20 protein-coding genes and 1 pseudogene are annotated in these 22,561 nt (G+C 59.9%); 14 read left to right on the forward strand and 7 right to left on the reverse strand.

Going from position 1 to position 22,561, the window contains the following annotated elements:
• Positions 1–6 precede the first annotated feature (6 nt).
• The 3 genes from ACA055_RS00615 to ACA055_RS00625 all read right to left on the reverse strand — a co-directional run bounded on the left by ACA055_RS00615 (position 7) and on the right by ACA055_RS00625 (position 3,172).
• Complete coding sequence (locus tag ACA055_RS00615) at positions 7–936, reverse strand: diiron oxygenase (protein WP_497681900.1); 930 nt, start codon at positions 934–936, stop codon at positions 7–9.
• Entirely contained in the window at positions 933–1,709 is a 777-nt protein-coding gene (locus tag ACA055_RS00620) for a DUF3050 domain-containing protein (RefSeq protein ID WP_497681901.1), read from the reverse strand. Before ACA055_RS00620 ends, ACA055_RS00615 begins: the two co-directional genes overlap by 4 nt.
• Before the next feature lie 758 nt (positions 1,710–2,467).
• Complete coding sequence (locus tag ACA055_RS00625) at positions 2,468–3,172, reverse strand: GntR family transcriptional regulator (protein WP_497681902.1); 705 nt, start codon at positions 3,170–3,172, stop codon at positions 2,468–2,470.
• Between the two features lie 220 nt (positions 3,173–3,392).
• Here ACA055_RS00625 and lapG point away from each other — a divergent pair, with 220 nt between their 5' ends.
• The 3 genes from lapG (at position 3,393) to ACA055_RS00640 (ending at position 6,853) form a co-directional block, all read left to right on the forward strand.
• Positions 3,393–4,085 (forward strand): cysteine protease LapG, encoded by a 693-nt coding sequence (gene lapG / locus ACA055_RS00630; RefSeq protein WP_497681903.1) that lies wholly within the window; start codon positions 3,393–3,395, stop codon positions 4,083–4,085.
• A gap of 14 nt (positions 4,086–4,099) precedes the next feature.
• On the forward strand, positions 4,100–6,046 hold the full coding sequence (lapD, locus tag ACA055_RS00635; protein WP_497681904.1) for a cyclic di-GMP receptor LapD: 1,947 nt from the start codon (positions 4,100–4,102) through the stop codon (positions 6,044–6,046).
• A 489-nt stretch (positions 6,047–6,535) separates the two neighbouring features.
• Positions 6,536–6,853 (forward strand): DUF6124 family protein, encoded by a 318-nt coding sequence (locus ACA055_RS00640; RefSeq protein ID WP_497681905.1) that lies wholly within the window; start codon positions 6,536–6,538, stop codon positions 6,851–6,853.
• A gap of 134 nt (positions 6,854–6,987) precedes the next feature.
• Here the strand turns inward: ACA055_RS00640 and ACA055_RS00645 are convergent, their stop codons facing one another.
• Positions 6,988–7,353 (reverse strand): tryptophan synthase subunit beta, encoded by a 366-nt coding sequence (locus tag ACA055_RS00645; protein ID WP_497681906.1) that lies wholly within the window; start codon positions 7,351–7,353, stop codon positions 6,988–6,990.
• A 230-nt stretch (positions 7,354–7,583) separates the two neighbouring features.
• Between ACA055_RS00645 and ACA055_RS00650 the strand changes: the two genes are divergently transcribed.
• Together ACA055_RS00650 and ACA055_RS00655 are read left to right on the forward strand one after the other, a co-directional pair.
• Positions 7,584–8,471, forward strand: coding sequence for a TauD/TfdA dioxygenase family protein (locus tag ACA055_RS00650; protein WP_497681907.1), 888 nt, complete (start codon positions 7,584–7,586; stop codon positions 8,469–8,471).
• Between the two features lie 31 nt (positions 8,472–8,502).
• A pseudogene (locus tag ACA055_RS00655) lies at positions 8,503–8,700 on the forward strand (ABC transporter permease); the annotation flags it as partial.
• Positions 8,701–9,099: 399 nt separating this feature from the next.
• On the opposite strand, the gene ACA055_RS00660 reads toward ACA055_RS00655, so the two are convergent.
• Complete coding sequence (locus tag ACA055_RS00660) at positions 9,100–9,930, reverse strand: RHS repeat-associated core domain-containing protein (protein WP_497681908.1); 831 nt, start codon at positions 9,928–9,930, stop codon at positions 9,100–9,102.
• 151 nt (positions 9,931–10,081) lie between these two features.
• Between ACA055_RS00660 and ACA055_RS00665 the strand changes: the two genes are divergently transcribed.
• The 8 genes from ACA055_RS00665 (at position 10,082) to ACA055_RS00700 (ending at position 20,200) form a co-directional block, all read left to right on the forward strand.
• Positions 10,082–11,002 (forward strand): LysR family transcriptional regulator, encoded by a 921-nt coding sequence (locus tag ACA055_RS00665; RefSeq protein ID WP_497681909.1) that lies wholly within the window; start codon positions 10,082–10,084, stop codon positions 11,000–11,002.
• Between the two features lie 217 nt (positions 11,003–11,219).
• Positions 11,220–12,752: an MFS transporter gene (locus ACA055_RS00670; protein WP_497681910.1), complete on the forward strand. Its 1,533-nt coding sequence runs from the start codon at positions 11,220–11,222 to the stop codon at positions 12,750–12,752.
• 26 nt (positions 12,753–12,778) lie between these two features.
• Positions 12,779–13,843, forward strand: coding sequence for an HlyD family secretion protein (locus tag ACA055_RS00675; protein ID WP_497681911.1), 1,065 nt, complete (start codon positions 12,779–12,781; stop codon positions 13,841–13,843).
• Positions 13,840–15,417, forward strand: a complete 1,578-nt coding sequence (locus ACA055_RS00680; RefSeq protein ID WP_497681912.1) for an efflux transporter outer membrane subunit — start codon at positions 13,840–13,842, stop codon at positions 15,415–15,417. Before ACA055_RS00675 ends, ACA055_RS00680 begins: the two co-directional genes overlap by 4 nt.
• Before the next feature lie 78 nt (positions 15,418–15,495).
• Positions 15,496–16,278 carry an efflux RND transporter periplasmic adaptor subunit gene (locus ACA055_RS00685; RefSeq protein ID WP_497681913.1) on the forward strand — a complete coding sequence of 261 codons (783 nt, stop codon included), beginning with the start codon at positions 15,496–15,498 and terminating at the stop codon, positions 16,276–16,278.
• A complete protein-coding gene (locus tag ACA055_RS00690; protein WP_497681914.1) occupies positions 16,275–17,594 on the forward strand; it encodes an efflux RND transporter periplasmic adaptor subunit in 1,320 nt (439 codons plus the stop codon). Before ACA055_RS00685 ends, ACA055_RS00690 begins: the two co-directional genes overlap by 4 nt.
• Entirely contained in the window at positions 17,595–19,691 is a 2,097-nt protein-coding gene (locus ACA055_RS00695; protein WP_497681915.1) for an efflux RND transporter periplasmic adaptor subunit, read from the forward strand.
• A gap of 11 nt (positions 19,692–19,702) precedes the next feature.
• Positions 19,703–20,200 (forward strand): GNAT family N-acetyltransferase, encoded by a 498-nt coding sequence (locus tag ACA055_RS00700; protein ID WP_497681916.1) that lies wholly within the window; start codon positions 19,703–19,705, stop codon positions 20,198–20,200.
• Positions 20,201–20,339: 139 nt separating this feature from the next.
• Here the strand turns inward: ACA055_RS00700 and ACA055_RS00705 are convergent, their stop codons facing one another.
• Together ACA055_RS00705 and ACA055_RS00710 are read right to left on the reverse strand one after the other, a co-directional pair.
• The gene (locus ACA055_RS00705) at positions 20,340–20,651 is read right to left on the reverse strand and encodes a DUF6916 family protein (RefSeq protein WP_497681917.1); all 312 of its coding nucleotides are present in this window, start codon (positions 20,649–20,651) and stop codon (positions 20,340–20,342) included.
• A gap of 53 nt (positions 20,652–20,704) precedes the next feature.
• Positions 20,705–21,292: a phage tail protein gene (locus ACA055_RS00710; RefSeq protein WP_497681918.1), complete on the reverse strand. Its 588-nt coding sequence runs from the start codon at positions 21,290–21,292 to the stop codon at positions 20,705–20,707.
• A gap of 377 nt (positions 21,293–21,669) precedes the next feature.
• Between ACA055_RS00710 and ACA055_RS00715 the strand changes: the two genes are divergently transcribed.
• Positions 21,670–22,515, forward strand: a complete 846-nt coding sequence (locus tag ACA055_RS00715; protein ID WP_497684339.1) for a sulfotransferase family protein — start codon at positions 21,670–21,672, stop codon at positions 22,513–22,515.
• Positions 22,516–22,561: the final 46 nt, after the last annotated feature.

Here is a 22,561-nt window from a genome sequence, read left to right on the forward strand (position 1 = left end):
TCCTCGTTAAACCAGGTAGTCGCTCAGGGCGCCTTGCACGCACGGCGAATCGAGCAGCGAACTGCTGCGGAAAAACCGCACGATGTTGGCGACCAGCGGGTGATGGCGATTAATCGGGAAGGCCAGCCCCGCCACTTCGTTCTTGAGTGCGCGACGTGCCGCATCGTTGATCTGCAAGGACTCGATCAATCGGAAGTCGAAGGACTTCTGGATGTCGTTGGTCAGGTAATGGCCGATGAATACCGGCAGGATTTGCGCAATGCATTGGCGATCGTCTTCGCTCGCGGTGTGCCAATAGATGCGCACCAGCCGCGCCCAGAAACCTGAGTGACGGCCCTCGTCCAGCAAGTGATCGGCCATCAAGCCCTTGATCGATTGCTTGACCGTGTCGTCCTTGGCGAACGCCGCGACATCCCCAGTGACGGTGTTTTCGGCGATGGCCACGCAGATCAACTCCACGGCGCTGCGCAGGCGTTCCGGCGCGAGCGCCACGGCGGCAGGAATCGCTCGACTCAGTTCGATTTCATCTGGCAATTCGATGGGCGTGATGCCGGTCATGGCGATGGTCTGCTGCATGAAATCCATGGCCACCAACGCGTGGTAATCCTCGTCCACCACCACGGTCATGGCGTCGTAACGGCAGGCGAACGGGAAGGCTACGGCGAAGCGGTTCTTGGCGATGCTGCGGGCGGTCTTGTCGACGATCTCGGTTTCGAAAATCACCACGTCGTTGATGAACTTGTAGAGCGTCTGCACCAGGGCGAAATCGCGTTGCCCGGGGCATTCGCGCAGGAAGGTTTCGCTCAGCACCAGCGGTTGGCGGCTCAAGGGGTAGATCAGTTTGTCGTCGTTTTCCAGCACCCGGCGCGGGCGGGTGCGGATGGTCGCGCGGCTCTCCCAGGCGTCGGCGAAGGATTGGTAGTCGGCGGCGTTCATGCGTTCACCTCGGCGACAGGTTCGCTCATGCTCAGGCGCAGGCCGTCCCACAGGGCGATGCGGCTTTCCACGGCGGCGAGGGCGCTGGCGTAGACGTCCTCTTCGCGCTGCGGATCGCCATCGACCAGCCTTGCGAGGAGTTTTTCGGCGGCCGGGCCGTGGTCTTCGGAGTCGACTTCGATGTGCCGCTCGAGGTAGTAACGGAAGGTCGGCGCCTGTTCGATGCCGATGCCCCAGTCATCGAGAATGCGCTGGAACATCTGCGGGATGACGCTCTCGCGACCATGCAGAAATGCCGCCGCCACGCTGTGCCCCGGCGCATGCAGCGCAGTGTGCAAGGTGTGGCGCACGAACTGCGCGGCCGCCGGGTCGACGTCCACGCTTTGCAACGCCACGTCGTAACTCACGCCCTCTTTTTGCAGGTCGACGAAGCGTTCGACAGCGACGGTGCTTGCGCCGACTTCGCGCATCGCATCCAGGTATAACTCGAAATGACTGTAATGACCGTGAGCGGGGCGGTCATCGGACTCTTCACCGAGCACGATTTCGTTGATCAACCGAGCCGCCTGCGGATCTTGCGGTGGCAACCAGGGCAGCTGGACGCAAGTTAGTTCCTGTTGCAGGCGCTTGGTCAGCGACATGAAATCCCACACCGCAAAAACGTGGGATTCCATGAAGCGTTGCAGTACCGACAGCGAATGAATTTCGCGGAAGATCGGGTGAGCGCCAAGTTCTGCTTTTTTCTGATCAAGACGGTCTTTAGTCGATGTCATGGGCGAACCTATAAGTTGATCTGGAATGAGGTGCGATCAATCAGTAACTGCGGGTTAAAGTTTTCTGTCGGCGAGCGGATGCCCCAAACGAATTGATCTGCGTTAGTTGTATGCAAGTCTCTTGATTACGGCCTGGCGGCCAGTGTTTGCTGGCGACGGAGAAAAGCTAATACACGAATAAAGTATCGGGCAAGTTATTTTTATATTATTTGAAGTTTCACTTTTTCAGATGCGACAAGTTTCAATAAGACTTTTGTTTGAAGTTTTATTTGGGTGTAGTTACTCCTTCCGGCTTATATAAGTCAGAATCGGAATAAAGAGTGAATGCCTCACTCGAAGCAACTTTCTAACTGGAATCGTTGAGGTGATCTGAGGGGTGGAAGTTGGCCGGGAGTGACGCCGATTCTTCCTTTCCCGTGGCAAGACTCCTTCCGTTGGTTCTTGGTGCGAGGACTGCGCCGTTTAGGCGGTGCGTCGCCCGTTCATTATTCGTTGGCAACCCAAGAGTGAGCGTAATTCAAGGCAGCCGCTATCACGACGGGTTATCCAGTCAGTGCAATTTTTGGGCTTGAGGAGGGAGCGTCGCAGGCAAGGCTTTAAAGCGGGTGCGTGGAACCACTGCACCGGTGCGGCGTGAGCAAAAGGGGATTTGTAAGGAGAGTATTCGTCGAGCGATTCAGGGACGAAGCGCTCGACATCCTGGCAAGCGAGCACGAGCCGTCCGATCGGCTCGTTCAGGCAGCTCGCTGCGGACTAAATCAGGCTTTTTTGCTCTGCGCCTCAGGGCTGTTGAGGTAACGCGTGATGACCTCGACACCCCGATTGAGGTGATTTTCGAGCATCTTCACGGTGCGTTCGACGTCCCGCTCTTCTGCGGCCCGCAACAGCGCCCGGTGATCTTCCTGGGACAGCTTGCCCAGGCCCATGGCTTCCAGGTTGAAGCGCAGGAAGCGCTCTTCTTCGGTCAACCCGTCTTCCACCAGTTTCAAGAGCCGGCGGTTGGGTGCCTTGCAGTAAAGCGACATGTGGAAGAGGCGATTGAGCCGGCCAATCTCGGTGTAGTTCTGTTCCGTTTCCAGCTCGTCGATGTAGCGGGCAGCCTGTTCAAAGTCCGCGATGGTGAGCAAGGGAATCGACAGGCGCAGGGCTTCGGATTCCAACAGGATCCGCAGCGCGTAGGTTTCGACGGCATCGCCCTGAACCAGCGGTGCGACTACCGCACCTTTGTGGGCGACCACGTTGAGCAGTGATTGCGCTTCGAGCTGACGCAAGGCTTCACGGACCGGCATGCGGCTGACACCGAACAGGTCGGCCAGGTCTTGTTGGCGAAGGGCGGTGCCGCACGGGATACGACCGTCGAGAATGGCCGCACGCAGGGTCTCTTCGATCACCGAACGTGCCAGGTGAGCGGGAATCGGCCCGTTGACCTTGATACTACTAAGAGGGTTGGGCTTCTGTGTCACTACAACGCACCCTGATTGACTGTGATAAAGATTGGATCCAAATTGACACTAGTTATTGCTATACAACTTGTCAAACCGTGTAGAAGATCGCCACCCCTTTTCAGCAACCTGTCACTTCAAAGTTTAGCGTGTCGGCGCTGATCTCACCGTGCCATTGTCTTTTACCGGGCTAAGCTCCACCATCACCCGACTTCCACCTGCCTACCCTGGATGCCTTGCATTGGCGGTACGTTTCGCGACCCTTCGGACTTTGCGCTGGCTAGGCTGCGCGCTGCTGCTGGCCGGCGTCATGCTGGGCGGTCTGCACGCCGACTGGGATTTTTCCCTGATCAGTCGCCGGGCGCAGGCATTGTACGGGCCTTTGGGCGAAGGTCAGCAGCGCATCGATGCGTGGCAGCATTTGTTGACCACGCAAAAGCAGGTCGGCGAGCTGGAGCAGCTCAACGTGGTCAACCGGTTCTTCAACAAACAGATGCGCTATGAAGAGGACGTCGACCTGTGGCACGCGGTCGACTACTGGGAAACCCCCATCGAAGCGTTGTGGAAGGGCGCCGGCGACTGCGAAGACTACGCCATCGCCAAGTATTTCAGCCTGCGCCATCTCGGTGTTTCCAGTAACAAATTGCGTATCACCTACGTCAAGGCATTGCGCCTGAACCGCGCGCACATGGTGTTGACCTACTATTCAAGCCCGGAGGCCATGCCGCTGGTCCTCGACAGCCTGGTCGACGTCATCCAGCCCGCCAGCCAACGAACCGATCTGCTGCCGGTCTACGCTTTCAATGCCGAAGGGTTGTGGTTACCGGGTGCCAAGGGCAACAAGAAGGTCGGCGACACCAAACGACTTTCCCGTTGGCAGGACGTGCTGAAGAAAATGCAGGCAGAAGGTTTCCCGGTCGAGACGACTAACTAGGAGCACGCGCTCAGATGTCTTTGTTCAAACAGCTGTTGATCGCTATCTGTCTGTTCCTGGTGGTCGCCTTCACCGGCAGCTTCATGGTCAGCCTGGAGAGCTCGCGCACCCAGTACGTCAACCAGTTGCGCTCCCACGCCCAGGACGCTGCGACGGCGCTGGCGCTGTCCCTGACGCCGAACATCGACGACCCGGCGATGGTCGAGTTGCTGGTCAGCTCGATCTTCGACAGCGGATATTACGCAAGCATCCGCGTAGTCGATCTGGCCAACGACAAGACAATTGTCGAGCGCAGCGGCATTCCCGCCGTGAGCAATGTGCCGGACTGGTTCGTCAAACTGATCGGCCTCGAACCCGCCGGCGGCGATGCGATCGTCAGTCGAGGCTGGGAGCAGGCTGCGCGGGTCGAGGTGGTCAGCCATCCGATGTTTGCGTTGGCCAAGCTTTGGCAGAGCGCGTTGGGCAGCCTGGGTTGGTTGCTGCTCTGCGGCGCGGTGAGCGCGGCATTGGGCGCGTTGTTGCTGCGCCGGCAATTGAAACCGCTGGACTACATGGTCCAGCAATCCCACGCCATTGCCCGTCGGGAGTTTCTCAGCCTGCCAGACCTGCCGCGCACACCTGAATTGCGCCGCGTGGTGCAGGCCATGAACCAGATGGTCGAGAAGCTCAAGGCGCTGTTTCAGGAGCAGGCCGAGCGCAGTGAAAAACTGCGGGCCGAGTCCTATCAGGACCAACTCACGGGCCTGGCCAACCGGCGCTATTTCGAGATGCAATTGAACGCCCGGGTGAGCAATCCGGAGCAGGCCAGTTCCGGTTATTTGTTGTTGCTGCGGGTCAGGGATCTGGCCGGACTAAATCAGCGTCTGGGCGGCCAGCACACCGATGAATTGCTCAAGGCGGTCGGCGCACAACTGTCACGCGAATGCGCCAGGTACCCGGAAACACTGAACCTCGTCACGCGGATTCGTGGCGGCGAATTTGCTGTGCTGGCGCCAGGGCTGGTGCGCGAAGAAGCGCTGCAACTGGCGCACAATCTCGACAGCGCCTTGGTCAGCCTGCATGCGACCGGCGCCACTGATGTAGCCTCGGTGGCGTCGATCGGGCTGGCGCCGTTTGTTCATGGCGACTCACCACAAGCAGTGCTCGGGCTGGCGGATCAGGCATTGGCTCAGGCCGAAGGCCAGGGAGATTCGAGCTGGGTCTGTCTGGATCACAGTGCATCGACCAGTGTCGGCGATGACCATCATGCCTGGCACAGCTTGCTCGATCGGGCGTTGAATCAGCAGCGTTTCGCGTTGTATTTCCAACCGGTGGTGGCGACGCAAGACACGCAGTTGGTGCTGCACTACAAAGTGCTTTCGCGCTTGATCGACGACGAGGGCCAGACCATTCCCGCCGGGCGCTTCCTGCCGTGGCTCGAGCGTTTTGGCTGGACCGCGCGGCTGGACCGTCTGATGTTGGAGCGGGTGCTTGAGCAGATGGCTGAGCACGAAGAGTCCCTGGCGCTGAACCTGTCTTCGGCGACGCTGGCCGATCCGCAGGCATTGAGTAAAGTCTTCGAGATTTTGCGCGTGCATTCCGATCTGGGGCCGCGATTGACCCTGGAAATCGGAGAGGAGCAACTGCCTGAACAAGCGGTGCTGGAAGCGCTGACGCGACGATTGCGTGAACTCGGGTTCTCCCTGAGCCTGCAGCACTTTGGCGGGCGGTTCAGCATGATCGGCAACCTGGCGCGGCTGGGGTTGGCGTATTTGAAGATCGATGGCAGTTACATCCGCGCGATTGATCAGGAGAGCGACAAGCGTTTGTTCATCGAGGCGATTCAGCGGGCAGCGCACAGCATTGATCTGCCGTTGATTGCGGAGCGGGTCGAGACTGAGGGGGAGTTGTCGGTGATTCGCGAGATGGGGGTGTATGGGGTTCAGGGGCGGTTGTTTGGGGAGCCCAAGGCCTGGGAGTAGGGCTTTGAGTTGCGTTGTTTGCACTGGCGCCTTAGCGAGCAAGCCCGCTCCACATTGGATTTCGGTCGTGTACAAATTCTGTATTCGCTGAATATCCAATGTGGGAGCGGGCTTGCTCGCGAAGGCGTCATAGCAAACGACGGTGACATTAGCGGATTACACACCCGAATGGTCCTAGGAGATTTCCTTCAAGTTGTATCGATGTTGGTGAACTTGTTCGAGTCCAGACCTGAGGCTAGTCTGGCTTTGTCACTGAAAAAACGGTGACACGGACGTGCAAGTCCGACCAAACTGTTTAGTTGCGTACTGCCATTTCTATCAATGAGCATTTCGATGCTCGCTGCTTTATGGCGGCTGCGCGCAGGAGATCCTCGGATCTGCTGGGTGTCCTAAACAGTCCCGGTCTTGCACACCTGCGCACGGCCGCCACCCTATTCGCGTGCAAGCGAACGGTGACGGCTCCTTCAACTACTGTTTAGGAATCTTAAAATGTTCAAAGTTACCCCGAATCCGCCAGACAACTCTGGCACCTCCTCCGAAACCGAGCCCCACAAAGGCAATCTCTTCACCGTCTCCCCCGGCATCAACATCGAAGCCCTCCTGGCCAACGCCTCCGAAGATTTACTCTCCATCAGCGCCATCGCCGCGGACCTGGCCGACGATGTGGAAGGCTCGCGTCGATCCATAGCCTTGGCGCTCAGCCGAATGGCCGATGGGGTTCATTTGATGGTGGAGCGGGCGCTGGATCATCTTGATTCGCCGGAGATGATGCAGTCTTTGCTCAAGAGGGAACCTGTGGTGAGCTGAAGATTGCCTTCGCGAGCAAGCCCGCTCCCACAGGGGCTTTGTGTCGTACACAAATCCAGAGACCACCGCCGGTCAACTGTGGGAGCGAGCCTGCTCGCGAAGGCGCCGCCGAAGACAACAAAAATGGCAGGGCATCAGATCAACCCCCCCTCATCCTCATCAACCAAATGACTCAACCCCCCCAACGCTTCACGGGCCTGGTACCGGTCCATGAGTTTGGCCCGCGCGGGGGCTGGCAGGTCGGTGACGAGGATGACGCCTTTGTCGATCAGTACTTCGATCAAGTCATCGAGTACCCGGATCATCTCCAGGTCGCTCTGCTTGAGTTGCTTGAGTTGTTGAATCTGCTTGAGCTGGTTGAGGCTTGTAGCCATGACCTTATTGGCAAACCAGTCCTGGAGGTCCGGGTGTTCGGCCGGCAGCATTTCGGTGGACCCGGCGTAAGCCTCGGCTTCCACGCGCGTCAGTTGGCCTTCTGTGTTGCGTTGCACGTAGAACATTGAGCATCCCTCAGCAGTGGAGCCGCGTCATCCTGTCAGCAGCATAGGCGAAATAAGCCATATGGTTATTCACTAACGGTATTTAAATTCAAGTTCTTATATCTATAAAGTCATCCTCCTGCGTACCTGCCGACCAATCGGCGCGCCGCACGACACGAACCAACACGGGACCTCCGTGAGTTTCTGATCGACGCGCGCGCCTTTGAGCGTGCCGTGCGTGGGAGTGATTTATGTCAGTAGTCTCTTTATCTCAAAGCATCGCGCCGCAACTCTTCGAAATCCGCCCGTTCAGTGGTGCGGTCGGTGCCGAAATCATCGGCCTCGACCTGGCCCGCCCGATCAATGACCAGGACTTCGCCCGTATTCACCGCGCGCACCTGGATCATCACGTGGTGGTGTTCCGCGACCAACGCATTACTCCCGAACAACAGATCGCCTTCAGCCGCCGTTTCGGCGTGTTGCAGATTCACGTGCTCAAACAGTTTCTGCTGGCAGGGCATCCGGAAATTCTCATCGTTTCCAACATCATCGAAAACGGCCAATCCATCGGCCTCGGTGACGCCGGCAAGTTCTGGCATTCCGATCTTTCCTACAAAGAGCTGCCGAGCCTTGGCTCGATGCTCCACGCCCAGGAACTGCCGTCCGAAGGCGGCGACACGCTGTTCGCCGACATGCACAAAGCCTGGGACAACCTGCCCGAGGCATTGCGCAAAGCGGTCGAAGGTCGCTCGGCGGCGCACTCCTACACGGCGCGTTACAGCGAAACCAAATTCGAAGGCAATTGGCGCCCGACCCTGACGTCCGAACAGCTCGCTCAGGTCGCCGAAGTCGTCCATCCCATCGTGCGCACCCACCCGGAAAACGGCCGCAAGGCGTTGTTCGTCAGCGAAGGTTTCACCACCCGCATCGTCGGTTTGCCGGAAGACGAGAGCAAGCAACTGCTTGACGAGCTCTATGCACACAGCGTGCTGCCGCAAAACATCTATCGCCATCAATGGCAGCCCCACGACCTGGTGTTCTGGGACAACCGTTCGCTGATCCACCTTGCCGCCGGATGCCCCAACCATCTGCGCCGCAAGCTGTTTCGCACCACCATCCAGGGCGACGCGCCTTTCTGATTTGTCGGAGAACCATCATGTCCAAACGTCTTCCGCTGAGTTGGTGTTTGGCGCTCCCAGCGGCAAGGGCGGGTTGGGGTGGTACATCTTTCAGAATCGCAATGAGCTGTATACCGACAAGGTGTTTGCCGGGTTGGCGGTGGTGATTCTCATTGGGTTGCTGGTGGAGAATCTGGTGTTTGATACGTTGGAGCGGGTGACGGTGAAGCGGTGGGGGATGCAGCGGTGAGGAGGAGTTGTAACCTAATAGCGTTAGTCCTAGCTCCTTCTTTGCCGTATTGCCGTTGAAGTTGTGAGTCCGTCCTTTCGATCCAGGTCTGCTCGACGAAGTTGAAATTGACGCCTGGAGGCAGGTGTCCCAAGGGTACCGATCGGTTCTGATAAAGATGAAGGCATCGAGAGCAAGGAAAGCCCAGTTGCGTCACGACTTCTTTTTTTGCGGACTGATGACCGTAGGCGGAGTAAGCGATGGCGTTAGCCTCGCCGTCAGCTAGTTCGGCGATAACCGACTGACTGCTGTCGGTCGCCAGCAGTAGGGTGCGTTGCCAACGTAGATGCTTTTGATCAACAGGGTTGTGTTGAGTCATGTCCAAGCCTTCATGGGATAGGTGCCATTTTGGTGGGTCATCTAAGAAGCCGTGCGGACAGTGCGGGCGTTTCCATTCATATTCATTATCTGAGTACTCTGCTTTCCATCGAGAGCAGCAAATACGTGGTAGCTGTTGCCGTTATTAGGTTGATTGCCGAGTCTTTCAGCGCCGATGCCCACAGATTTTTTAACCTGACCGCGAGAGTTTTCAAGCTTGGTTTGTTGGGCGATCTTAATTTGTTGTCTCGGATGGTTGGGGCGATAGGAGATGGAAACCGGACGAGCGACGGGACTCCCAGTGGCTAATGACTTGATCTGACGCGTTGGAGGTACAGGGAATGGCTCAAGACCTATCGTAGCTTTGACCACCGCTTGTTTTGCACTGGCAAAAGCGTCAGAAAACTGAGCAGAACCACTACTGATCAAGCTCGCAGTCCTGTTGGCAACGTTTCTGGCCGCTGTTGCCGTCGTACTGAAAACTCGGGTGAAGACGTTTTTCGTTTGTCCTATCAACGCTGATACAAAATGCCCCGTCGGATCCGAATTCATCACCGGCTCCCCGCCGCAATACATGTACGTATTCAACCCTCCCTTACCAAACGGACTCAAATTGTCCGGGCTATGGAAGCGCATCAGTCGCGGGTTGTAAGCGCGGTAGCCGTTGCCCAGCAAATACCAACCGATCTGCGCCTCGCGCAGTTCGCCGTTGAAGCCCAGCTGCGTCACGACTTCCTGTTGCGCGGACTGATGGCCGTAGGCGGAATAAGCAATGTGGTTGGTCATGTCTGCACGCACTTCGACGAGCACCGAGTTTTTGTGGTCGGTCGCCAATAGCACAGTGCGTCGTTGAGTCGTGTCGATGTGGTCCATGGAAAGTGTCTTCTTTGGATAGACTTAAGGCCTCCAGTTTTACTCGGTCGGTTCGACGGTGTGAACTATCAGAACTGCTAGGGTCGGAGCCTGATAGCAACGCTGCTAACATTGCACCTGACTCAATCCTGAACAGTCATGAGTGCTCACAATGCAACTCCCAGACATGAATCTCCTGGTCGCCCTCGACGCTCTGCTCGACGAGGGCAGTGTGGTGGGCGCCGCGCGGCGGATGAACCTCAGCCCGGCAGCCATGAGCCGGACGTTGACGCGGATTCGCGAGGCGATCGGCGATCCGATCCTGGTGCGCGCCGGTCGCGGTTTGGTGCCGACGCCCAAGGCGCTGGCGTTGCGTGAACAGGTGCGGGACGTGGTGGAGCAGGCGGCGTTGCTGTTTCGCTCGGCCGACGACGTTGATTTGCGCAGTCTGCGTCGGCGTTTCAGCATTCGCGCCAACGACTTTTTCGTGGGGGTCTACGGCGGCAAGCTGTTCGACACCATGGAGCGCCAGGCCCCGCATTGTGAATTGCGCTTTGTCCCGGAAGGCGACGGGGATGACGAAGCCTTGCGCGAAGGACGCATCGATTTGAGCGTCAGCAACAACCGGCCGGTGATGCCGGAAGTAAAGGTGCAGAACCTGTTCTCCACCCACTTTGTCGGACTGGTGCGCGAGGATCACCCGCTGTTTGATGCAGAGATCACCGCCGAGCGTTACGCCGGGTTTTCTCATATCAGCATGTCGCGTCGAGGGATCGCCCGTGGGCCGATTGATACGGCGCTCAATGCTTTGGGACTGGAGCGGCGGGTGGCGGTGATTGCGCCGAGTTTTCACGCGGCGATGTTTGCCTTGCCGGATTCCGACCTGATCTTGCCGGTGCCCAAGGAAGCGCTGCTGAGCGTGCGGCGCCTGGGGTTGAAGCTGCGTTCATTCACCCTGCCGATTCCGTTGCCAACCATCATGCTGACCCAGGCCTGGCACCCGCGTTTCGACAAGGATCCGGCGCATCGCTGGATGCGCGAAACACTGAAGACCTGTTGCGATGAGACGTGGTTGGCTGCGCAGCCAATTTAAGATTGATGGCAATCCCTGTGGGAGCGGGCTTGCTCGCGAAAGCGGTGGATCAGGCACCATTGATGTTGGATGGGATGGCCCCTTTGCGAGCAAGCCCGCTCCCACAGGGTTTGGTATTGCTGCGTAGAACGCACTTATAAACTGCCAATAAGTCAATTTTCGTCAGCATCGACACTTCTTAAAATGCACCGGTATTCCCTTCCGGAGCTTGCAGTCCATGACTTCCCTCACGGTCACGGCACCTCTCGCCGCGGCCAGCCCAGCGGCCGCGCCAGCGGCCTTCGGCCCGCGGATCATCATTGGCCTGGTCGGCGTGTTGCTGGCGGTGCTGGTGTCGGGCCTGAACGAGATGGTGACCAAAGTTGCCCTGGCCGATATCCGCGGCGCGTTGGCCATCGGCTATGACGAAGGCACCTGGCTGGTCGCCAGTTACACCGCGACCTCGGTGGCCGCCATGGCCTTTGCGCCGTGGTGTGCGGTGACGTTCTCGTTGCGGCGGTTCACCCTTTGGGCCATCGGCGTTTTCACGCTGTTGGGGGTGTTGTGCCCGTTCGCCCCGACCTATGAAAGTTTGCTGGTCATGCGCACCTTGCAAGGCCTGGCGGGTGGTGCGTTGCCACCGATGTTGATGACCGTCGCGCTGCGCTTTTTGCCGGCCAACGTGAAGCTCTACGGCCTCGCCGGTTATGCCCTGACGGCCACTTTTGGCCCAGGACTCGGCACGCCGCTGGCCGGGTTGTGGACCGAGTATGTCGGCTGGCAGTGGACCTTCTGGCAAATCATCGCGCCGTGCCTGATTGCCATGGTCGCGGTGGCGTACGGTCTGCCTCAGGACCCATTGCGGATGGAGCGCTTCAAGCAATTCAACTGGCGCGGTTTGCTGCTGGGATTCCCGGCGATCTGCATGCTGGTGATCGGCATCCTGCAGGGCAATCGCCTGGACTGGTTCGAATCCAGCCTGATCTGCGGATTGCTCGGTGGCGGGTTGCTGTTGCTGGTGCTGTTTCTGATCAACGAGTGGTCGCAGCCGATCCCGTTTTTCAAGATGCAGATGCTCGGCATCCGCAACCTGTCGTTCGCCCTGATGACGCTGGCCGGCGTGTTGGTGGTGCTGCTGGCGGTGATCATTATTCCCTCCAGCTATCTGGCGCAGGTACAGGGTTATCGCCCGATTCAAACCGCGCCGATCATGCTGCTGGCGGCGCTGCCGCAGTTGATCGCACTGCCGTTGGTGGCGGCGCTGTGCAACCTGCGCTGGGTCGATTGTCGCTGGGTGTTGGGCCTCGGCCTGAGCATGCTGGTGCTGTCGTGCATCGGTGGTTCGCAGCTGACGTCGGTGTGGATTCGCGATGACTTCTACGTCCTGCAATGGCTGCAAATCTTTGGTCAGCCCATGGCGGTGCTGCCGCTGTTGATGCTCGCTACCGGCAGCATCAGCCCGATGGAAGGACCGTACGCTTCGGCCTGGTTCAACACCGTAAAGGGCCTGGCGGCGGTGATTGCCACCGGTGTGATCGAGGCACTGACCACCTCACGGCTGCATTTCCACTCGACGATGCTGGTGGACAACCTCGGCAACTCACCCCTGGCCGACAGCGACAGTGCGGGCCTTGCCCATCGGCTGCATGAGCAGGCCGTGGTGCTGACGGCATCGGATCTTTATCTGTGCATGGCCGGCGTCGCCCTGGCGCTGATCCTGCTGATTTTCTGGCTGCCGACGCGGACCTATCCGCCGCGCGCGCCGACTTGAATGCTTCATTGAAACAGAAGGTTTTTATGACGACGTATGCAAAGCAAAAAGTGGCTGTCGGTGTTGCCGCAGCGTTAGCGGTCGGCGTGCTGGTCTATCTGCTGGTGCCCGGCCTGTTCGGCAAGCGCACACAGCAGAACACCAATGACGCCTTTGTCTCGGCGGACTTCACGCTGGTGGTGCCGCGTGTCGCCGGGTTCATTAAGGAAGTGCTGGTGGAAGACAACCAGCAGGTCAAGGCCGGCCAGTTACTGGCGTTGATCGATGACCGGGATTTGCGTGCCGCCGCTCAAGCGGCCGACGCGGAAACGTTGATGGCGAGGGCACAACTGCAAAACGCGCGGGCAACCCTGGAGCGTCAGACCTCGGTGATCGCTCAGGCACAAGCCACGGTCGTGTCGGCCAAGGCTGAAATGGCCTTCGCCCAACATGAACTGAATCGCTACAACCACCTCGCCGGCGTTGGTGCCGGTACGGTGCAAAATGCTCAGCAAGCGCGGACGCGTATCGACCAGGCCACCGCTCGGCTGGCCAACGCCACGGCGGTGCTGGCGGCGGAGCGCAAGCAGGTGGAGATTCTCACGGCTCAGCGCGACGCGGCTGAAGGTGGACTGAAACGGGCGCAAGCGGCACTGGAAATGGCCAGTTTCGAGCTGTCCTATACGCGGATTGTCGCGCCTCAGGACGGTATGGTCGGCGAGCGCGCTGTGCGGGTGGGCGCTTACGTCACGCCAGGCAGCAAAATCCTCGCAGTGGTGCCGCTGGCGCAGGCTTATGTGGTCGCCAATTTTCAGGAAACCCAATTGATTGACGTGCAGCCGGGTCAAGACGTGCAGGTGCGCGTCGACAGCCTCGGCGGCGCGGCGTTGAGCGGTCGGGTCGAGAGTATCGCGCCGGCCACCGGTGTGACGTTCGCCTCGATCAAACCGGATAACGCTACCGGTAATTTCACCAAGGTTGTGCAGCGAATTCCGGTGAAGATTGTGCTGGAACCTGGGCAGCCACTGGCCGAACGGTTGCGGGTGGGGATGTCGGTGGAGGCGAGTATTGATACGGCTAGTGCCGACAAGCATGAGGTTGTTCAGCGATGAAGATTTTCATTGGTCGTGCTGACGCCTTCGCGAGCAGGCTCGCTCCCACATTGGGTAGGTGCAATGCACACGATAGCGGATCAAAAAGTGATTCTTTGTGGGAGCGAGCCTGCTCGCGAAGAGGCCCTCAGTCTCGACTCACTTTTTACGCCGTACTTGTGATGAGCCTTTCAGCCTGCACCGTCGGCCCAAACTTCCAAAAACCTCAGGCACATCAAGTCGCCGAGTGGTCGAAACCATCAAAGGCTGCCGCCAGCCAAGCCGTCGCCGAAACCATGGACGAACGCTGGTGGGAGGTGTTCCACGATCCGAAACTCTCGGCCCTGACCCAGCGCGCACTGACCGACAACCTCGACTTGAAACTCGCCAGCAGCCGCTTGCAACAAAGTCGCGCCGCGCGTCAGGTGATCACCGCCAACCGTTACCCCAACACCGCCGCCACTGGCAGCTACGGGCGCAAACGCAACAGCGGCGAAGGCCTGAACGATCCGTCGGGGAACAACGGCAACTCTGCGTTCAACCTGTGGGACGCTGGCTTTTCGGCTTCCTGGGAGCTGGATTTCTGGGGCCGGGTGCGCCGTGAAACCGAAGCTGCGGACGCCACCCTGGAAGTCGCGGAAAACGATCGCCGTGGTGTGTTGCTGTCGGTCCTCGCTGAAACCGCGCAGGACTACATTCAACTGCGCGGCGTGCAAAGTACGCGAGTCGTCACCGAGCAGAATCTCGACGTTGCTCGGCACAGCCTGAAACTCTCGCAACTGCGCCTGGCCGACGGTGTTGCCACCGACCTGGATGTCGCCGAAGCGGCCGCGCAAGTCGCCGCCATTGAATCGCGCCTGCCAGCGCTGGAGCAACGTCAGTCGCAACTGATCAACGCTCTGAGCTTGCTGATGGGTGAACCGCCCCAAGCGCTGCATGCCGAGTTATCCACAGACGCTCCGGTGCCGCCAACCCCGCGTCAGGTCGCCATCGGCCTGCCGTCGCAACTGGCCGAACGCCGCCCCGACATCCGCCAGGCCGAAGCTCGCCTGCATGCTGCCACCGCGAACATCGGCGTGGCCAAGGGCGATTTCTACCCGCGCATTACGCTGTCGGGCAACGTCGGCTCCCAAGCCATGCAACTGAGCGATTTCGGTTCATGGGGCTCACGCGCGTTCGGCATCGGCCCGCAATTCAGCTTGCCGTTGTTCGATGGCGGTCGCTTGCGCGGCGTATTGCACCTGCGCGAAGCACAGCAACAGGAAGCTGCAATCGCCTACCAGCAAACCGTGTTGCGCGCCTGGCATGAAATCGACGATCAACTGACCGCCTACAACGCCAGCCAATTGCGCCGCGACAGCCTGGCCGAAGCCGTGCGCCAGAACCAGATCGCTCTGCGCACCGCGCAACAGCAATACGTGGAAGGAGTGGTGGATTTCGTTAACGTGCTGACGGTGCAAGGCGCGTTGTTGGCGACTCAGGAGCAATGGGTGGAAAGTTCGACCGGGGTGTCACTGGCGATGGTCGGGTTGTACAAGGCGTTGGGTGGGGGATGGGAGTCGGTGTATCCACTAGCTGAGACGGCGCAGCGCTGATCCCCCGAATGAAAGCCGTCCACTTGACGCTCACCCACGCTGTCATAGACTCCGCTAATCCGTCAGGGAGTTACGGTTATGCGGCGTATTCGGGATTTGGTTATTGGATTGACCTTTATAACGTTCGCAGTTCAGGCGCAAACGCCCGTTCCAGACGATCCGCTGCTGGAAAGTGGTGCCGTCGGCAGTAGTGCGCAGGCCGGTAGTGAGGCGCGTGGTGTGTTGCGGGCCCGGGATCAGGCGATGCTCGCCAGTGAGTTGTCCGGGCGCATTGTCGAGTTGCCGTTCAGTGAGGGTGAGTCGTTCAAGAAGGGCGATACCCTGGCGCGTTTCGATTGCTCGGCTTATCAGGCTCAGCTCAATGCGGCGCAAGCGGCCAATCGGGGTGCCGGTGAGGAGCTGGCTCACAATAAGCAGTTGGCCGCGTTGAATTCGGTGGGGCGTTTCGAAGTGGCGCGGGCCGAGGCCAAGCTCAGCGAAACACAGGCGCAGTCCCAGGTTTATCAGGTTCAGGTCAAACGCTGCAGTGTGGTGGCGCCGTTTGACGGGCAGGTTGTCGAGCGCAAGGTCCAGCGTTTTGAAAGTGTCCCCGCCGGCGCGCCGTTGCTGGATGTGGTCGACAATCGGACGCTGGAAATCCATCTGCTGATTCCGTCGCGCTGGATGGGCAAACTCAAGCCCGGCCAGACCTTCAGCTTTGTTCCTGATGAAACCGGTCAGCCGCTGGATGCCACCGTCAAACGGTTGGGCGCGCGAATTGATGAAGGCAGCCAGACCTTGCTGCTGGTGGCGACGTTGCCCAGCGCCAGTGGTCTGTTGGCGGGTATGAGCGGAACGGCGCATTTTGCGGAGTTCAAGTGAACGCTCCGGTCGCGGGTGGCGCCGAACAGGTGTTCGGCCGTTTCCTTGATCTTGAACGGCTGACCCGCGCCGCACGCAATCCTGCGCAACTGGCCTACAGCCTGGTCAATGACGGTCAGGCATTGTTCGGTTTCCGTCATGCCGCATTGTTGATTGCCGGCAAGGTGCAGGCCGTCACCGGGGTCAGCGTGGTGGAGCCGAATGCGCCGTTTGTGGCATTCGTCGAGCAGGCGGTGGCGCAGTTGTTCAAGCGCGAGGTGCTGAAGCAGGCGCGGGTGATCCCGCCCGATCTCGTCAGCGAATCGATTCAGGCGGATTGGCAAAGTCTTTCCGCCGCTCAGGTGTTCTGGCTGCCCCTGATCGATCATCAAGGCGAGGTGTTCGGCGGTCTGTGGCTGGCCCGGGACCTGCCGTGGAACCCTTCCGAACAAGTGCTGCTGTCGCAATTGGGCGACACGTACAGCCACGCCTGGCTGGCTCTGCAACCGCGAAAACACTGGCGATTGCGCTGGACCCGAAAACGTCAGGCCGCGCTGGTCGCCGTGTTGTTGCTTGGGTTGTTGATCCCGGTGCGGCAATCGGTGCTGGCGCCGGCCGAAGTCGTGCCGCTGGGCGGTCGGGTGGTCGCGGCGCCCTTGGACGGGGTGATTGCCGAGTTCCTGGTCAAACCCAATCAGACGGTGAAAACCGGTGACTTGCTGCTGCGCTTCGAAGGCACCACGCTCAAGGCTCAGGCCGATGTGGCCGAGCGTGCATTGGGCGTGGCCGAGGCCGAACTCAAGGCTAACTCGCAACGCGCCTTCGCCGACGCCGAATCCAGTTCGAAGATCGATCTGCTGGCCGCACGCGTCGAGCAAAAACGCGCCGAACGCGATTACGCCCGCGAGTTGCTCAAACGCAGCGAAGTGCGTGCCGAGCGCGACGGCATCGCGGTGTTCGCCGACGCCGAGCGCTGGACCGGTAAACCGGTACAGACCGGTGAACGACTGATGGAAGTTGCTGATCCGAACCAGGCGGAGTTGCGCATCGAGCTGGCGGTTGGCGATGCGATTTCTCTGGAGCCGGGCGCGCAAGTCGCGTTGTTTCTCGACAGTGATCCGTTGCAGCGACACCTGGCCCGGCTCGAACGCGCCGCCTACGAAGCACAACCCACGGCAGGCGGACAGTTGGCTTATCGGCTCGATGCCGGTTTCGAGCAAGCGCCGCCACGGATCGGCTTGCGCGGGACGGCGAAAGTGTTCGGCGATCGCGCACCGCTGGCGCTGTACCTGCTACGAAAACCCCTGGCCGGTCTGCGCCAGAGTGTGGGGCTGTAGATGAGCCTGCCGAGCCTGCGCGCGGATTTACAACTCACGCCTGCTTCACCGGCGCTGGACGGTTCACCGCGCTGGACCCTGGCGGACCCGGTGCGCGGGCGTTATTTCAAACTCGGCGCGGCGGCAATGCGCCTGCTGCGCCATTGGTCCCTGGGTGATCCGGAGCAAGTGCTGCGCGCAGCCAATCGCGAGCCAGGGCTGCCGCTAGCGGGCGTCGAGCTGGAGCAGCTGCTGGTTTTTTTGCGCAGCCACGATCTGATCAGCGCCCTCGATCCGCAGCAGCGCGCCAGCTACAGCTTGAAGACCGCCGCCCAACGCCAGACGCTGTGGCAAGTTCTGCTGCATCAATACCTGTTTTTCCGGATTCCGCTATGGCGCCCGGACGCTTTCCTCAATCGTGCCTGGCCTTGGCTGGAGCGTTTTGGGCCGCAAGCGCTGCGCTATGGTTTGCCTGCCACGCTGGGCCTCGGGGTGTTTCTGGTGTCTCGGGACTGGCAGCGGTTCATCGGCACCTTTCCGCACCTGTTCAGTCTCGGCGGCGCGCTGGCGTTCGGCGTGGCGCTGTTTTTCGCCAAGCTTTGCCACGAGTTCGGTCACGCCTTCATGGCCAAGCGCGCCGGTTGCCGGGTGCAGAGCATGGGGGTGGCGTTCATGGTGTTGCTGCCGATGTTCTATACCGATGTCAGTGATGCCTGGCGGATTAATGATCGTCGTGCCCGATTGCTGATCGGTGCCGGTGGGGTGTTGGCCGAATTGCTGCTGGCGAGTATCGCGCTGCTGGCCTGGTCGCTGTTGCCTGACGGACCGGCACGTACAGCGGCATTCATGTTGGCCAGTGCTACTTGGGTCACTACGCTGGTGATCAACCTCAACCCGTTCATGCGTTTCGATGGCTATTTTCTGCTCAGCGATTTCTGGGAGGTGGACAACCTTCAAAGCCGGGCTTTTGCCCTGTGTCGCTGGCGCCTGCGCGAGTTCTTGTTCGGTTACGGCGCCGAGGCACCGGAGCCCTGGTCGCCGAAGATGCAGCGGCGATTGCTGATCTGGGGCTACGGCGCATGGCTGTGGCGTGCGGCGTTGTTTTTCGGGATTGCGCTGGCGGTGTATCACCTGTTCTTCAAGGTGTTGGGTATCGTCCTGATGCTGGTGGAACTGGCGTGGTTCATCTTCCTGCCGATCTTGAGTGAGTGGCGCCAATGGTGGAGTCGCCGCGAACAGGCTTATGGCCCGCGAGTCTTGCTCAGTAGCCTGGCATTGCTCGGGTTGGTGTTGGTGCTGGTGTTGCCGTGGCGCAGCGCCGTGGAGTTGCCGACGATGCTGGAGGCCGGACGCGCCAGCGCTCTGCACGCGCCAGTGGCGGCGCGGGTCAAAACGCTGAATGTGCATGACGGCCAGACGGTCGCCCAAGGCGATGTGCTGATAGAACTGGAGTCGCCGGACCTGGATTCGCGCCAGGCCATCGTTCGCCGGGAAATCCAGATCCAGCAGTTGCAAATGCGCCGTCAGGCGAGTCGCAGCGAGACGGCCGCGGACGCCGGCATTGTCGAGCAACGCCTGGCCGAGGCCGTCGCCGAGTACCGCGGACTGGCCGCGCAACGGGAACGCTTGCTGCTGCGCGCACCCCATGGCGGCAAGGTGCGTGATCTGTTGCCGCAGTTGACGGTCGGGCGCTGGCTTTCGACTAAAGAGCCGCTCGTGCGGGTGGTCGAGGACGGTGTGCGGCTGCGTGGCTATCTGGCTGAAGCCGAGCTCTGGCGTGTCGCCCCTGGTGCCAGCGGACGGTTCATCGCGGATGACCCGATGCATCCAGCGCTCGCTGTGCAATTGACCGAAATCGACACCAATGGCGCGTCTTATGTCGATCAGGAAGCCCTGACCTCTGATCACCACGGGCCCATCGCCGTGCGCCGGGATCAGCATCAACGGGCTGAGCCGGTACAGGGGCAATATGGCGCGCGGTTGAGCATCCTCGATAAAGCCGCAACGCCGGTGCAGCCGTTGCGCGGCATCGTGGTGTTGCAGGGGCGCGGGGAGTCATTGCTGGGCGTTGCCTGGCGGCGCATGGCCGCGCTGGGTGTGAGGGAAAGCGGTTTCTAAGGAGAGTAACAATGGCCAATACCGATTCAGTGGCGGCGGACGGCTTGGTGGTACGACCCTCACGGGCCGCCGATGGGCCGTTTCTGCACAGCCTCTATCAGTCGGCGCGTCCGGATTTGCAATGGATCGACGGTGAGCGAGAGGTGGTTGCGCAGGTGGTTGAGCAGCAATTTCAGGTACAGGAACAAGGGCAAGGTGAGCACTTCCCCAATGCCATGCACTATGTGATCGAGAAACTCGATACGGCCATTGGCGCGCTGACTACCGACTTCGGCCCCAATGAAATTCGCGTGCTGTACCTGGCATTCATCCCGCAGGCTCGCGGGCATGGCTTCGGTCGGGTGGTGCTGCAAGGCGTGCAGAAAGCCGCGCAGCAAATCCGCTGCCCGGTTGCGACGGTGGTGTGGGCCAACAATCCCCACGCGCGCCAGCATTACCTGGCGCTGGGGTTTGAGGTTGAAGAACGCAGCGTGGCTGCGGAGCGGTTGGTGTGGTATCCGAAGGGCTGAGCACACCGCCGACCCTTTTGTGGGAGCGGCGGTGCGGCGATCCGACTTGCTCGCGAAAGCGGTGTGTCAGTCACCTTCGATGTTGAATGTCAGGCCGCTTTCGCGAGCAAGCCCGCTCCCACATTTAGATCCCGTGTGTTCAGTTGAACGCGATGTAGAAATACCCCACACCTGGATCACGCCCCATGGCGGGGATTCGGGAGACAAAGATGTCTTCCACCCGGCCCAGTTCCGGTAACTCCAGCGTGCATAAACCGTCGACAAACTCTGTGGCTTGCAGGCTGTTGAATTCGACGCTGAATGGCATGCGCTCGCTTTTCGGCATCCGCGAGCGGGGTGTTTCTTCAAGCGTGTCGATATGGATCGGCAGTTCACTGCCATCGGGCAGGCGCAGCGTACCTGTCTTGCCCAGCAAGGCCTGAAAGTGCTGGTGTTGAACCTGTTGCAGCATGACGTCACCCCAAAATGAAAGTGGCCGGGGGATTTGCGTCCCCCGGCCGGACCTCAGTTGCGCGAAGGGAACAGCCCGTTGAGGGCGATGCTGAAGTTGAGCACCAGGAACGGGTTCATCACCTCCATGGGCAGGCCGTTGCCGGCGGACGAGATTTCGCCCGTGACCGTTGTTGCCACGCCCTTGAGCGGCACAGCGGCAGCGCCTTGCTGATCGGAGTAGATGCTCGCCGAGCCCGGCCCGCCGCCCGAGGCGCCGATGTACGAGTTGGTCGCGGTTGGATTGGTGACCGGGTTGCTCGCCGGGCTGGCCAGTTGCAGGTTGGTGGTGGCCGTCAGTCCGGACAAGGCGTGGGTGTGATTGGGCAGGTTGGTGATGGTCGCGGTGACGTTCTCGGTCCCGGAGAATTCGCCGATGACCCGCGGGGTCAGATTCAGGCCGTTGCCCATGCAGACCGGCATTCGGCCTTGCAGGTTAGGCAGCATGAAATTGGTGCTGCCATTGCCTCCGAAGTTGACGCCCAGCAGCGCGAAAAGCGCGTTGTATTGCTGGACAGACAGCGTCTGGCCATTGCACAAGGCCCAGCCGCTGGGTGCGTAGTTAAAGGCGAAAGGTTGGATAGTGCCGATGAATACTTCCATAGTTCCTCATCCCTCAGGTTAGTTGTCTGGCGCGCGACTTGAGTGGCCCGGGTATCCGGGCAAACCGTTGCGATCAGCCGACTCCATTCATCTCCGTGGCTGGGTCACGCCACGCCAGAGCGTAGTTGATCCGCATGGCTGCCAGAGGTCGTTGGTCGCAAAGCCTGCATCAACGAAATCCGGGCCGGTGATGCAAAGGGGCGGTTGTATGGCCTGCGTCGAGCCGGTGGATAAGGGGATGGGCTTAATCAATTCAATCTTGGTTGTTATAAAAGACGCATGTTTCTTTTGAAGTAGTTCCAAATTGATATCAAAACACAGCATTTGAGCGGTTTTTTTTAGACTACGCTGCGCATACAAAAGGAATTTACTAAGTGGTGAAAGGATTGCAGCAGTTCCACTTTATCTCCGGCTTGCCGCGCTCGGGCTCGACGCTGCTTTCTGCGATTCTTTTGCAGAACCCCCGTTTTCATGCCGGCATGACCAGCCCTGTCGGCTCGCTTTTTTCCGGTGTCCTGGAGCAATGCAGCGCCGGTAGCGAATTCGGCGCGGTGATCGATATCCATCTGCGCCGCCGTCTGTTGCGCGGTCTGTTTGACTCCTTCTACGCCGATAAGGCCGACAAACCGGTGGTGTTCGACACTAACCGGTTGTGGAGCTCGCGCCTGCCGGCCATCAACGATTTGTTTCCACAAGCCAAAGTCATTGCTTGCGTGCGCAATGTCGCCTGGGTCATGGACAGCATCGAGCGCTTGTACCGCGCCAATCCTTTCGAAAACACCAAGTTGTTCGGCGATGCCGTGGAACGCAACACGGTCTACAGCCGCTGCGAAACCCTGGCCCAGCGCAATCGCCTGGTGGGTTTTGCCTGGGCAGCGCTCAAGGAAGCCTATTACGGCGAACAGGCCGACTCACTGCTGATTGTCGATTACGACCTGCTGACCCAGGCGCCGGAGCGGGTGATGCGGCTGGTCTACGACTTTATCGGTGAGCCCTGGTTCGAACATGACTTCGACAACCTGGCCTATGACGCGCCAGAGTTCGACCAGGCCCTCGGCGTCTCGGGCCTGCACAAGGTCAAACCCAGGGTCGAGCTGCAATCACGGCGCACGATCCTGCCGCCAGACTTGTTCAAACAATACGCAGAATTGTCCTTTTGGCTCGATGGTTCTGCCAGCGCTGCCAATGTCATTCGTATGAAAGCCGACGCCGCGATCAGTTGATCGCGGCGTTTTCATTTACGCGTTGAAAAAGTTCGAGTCCGGGTGA

The organism is Pseudomonas sp. LBUM1657 (genome assembly GCF_059716075.1).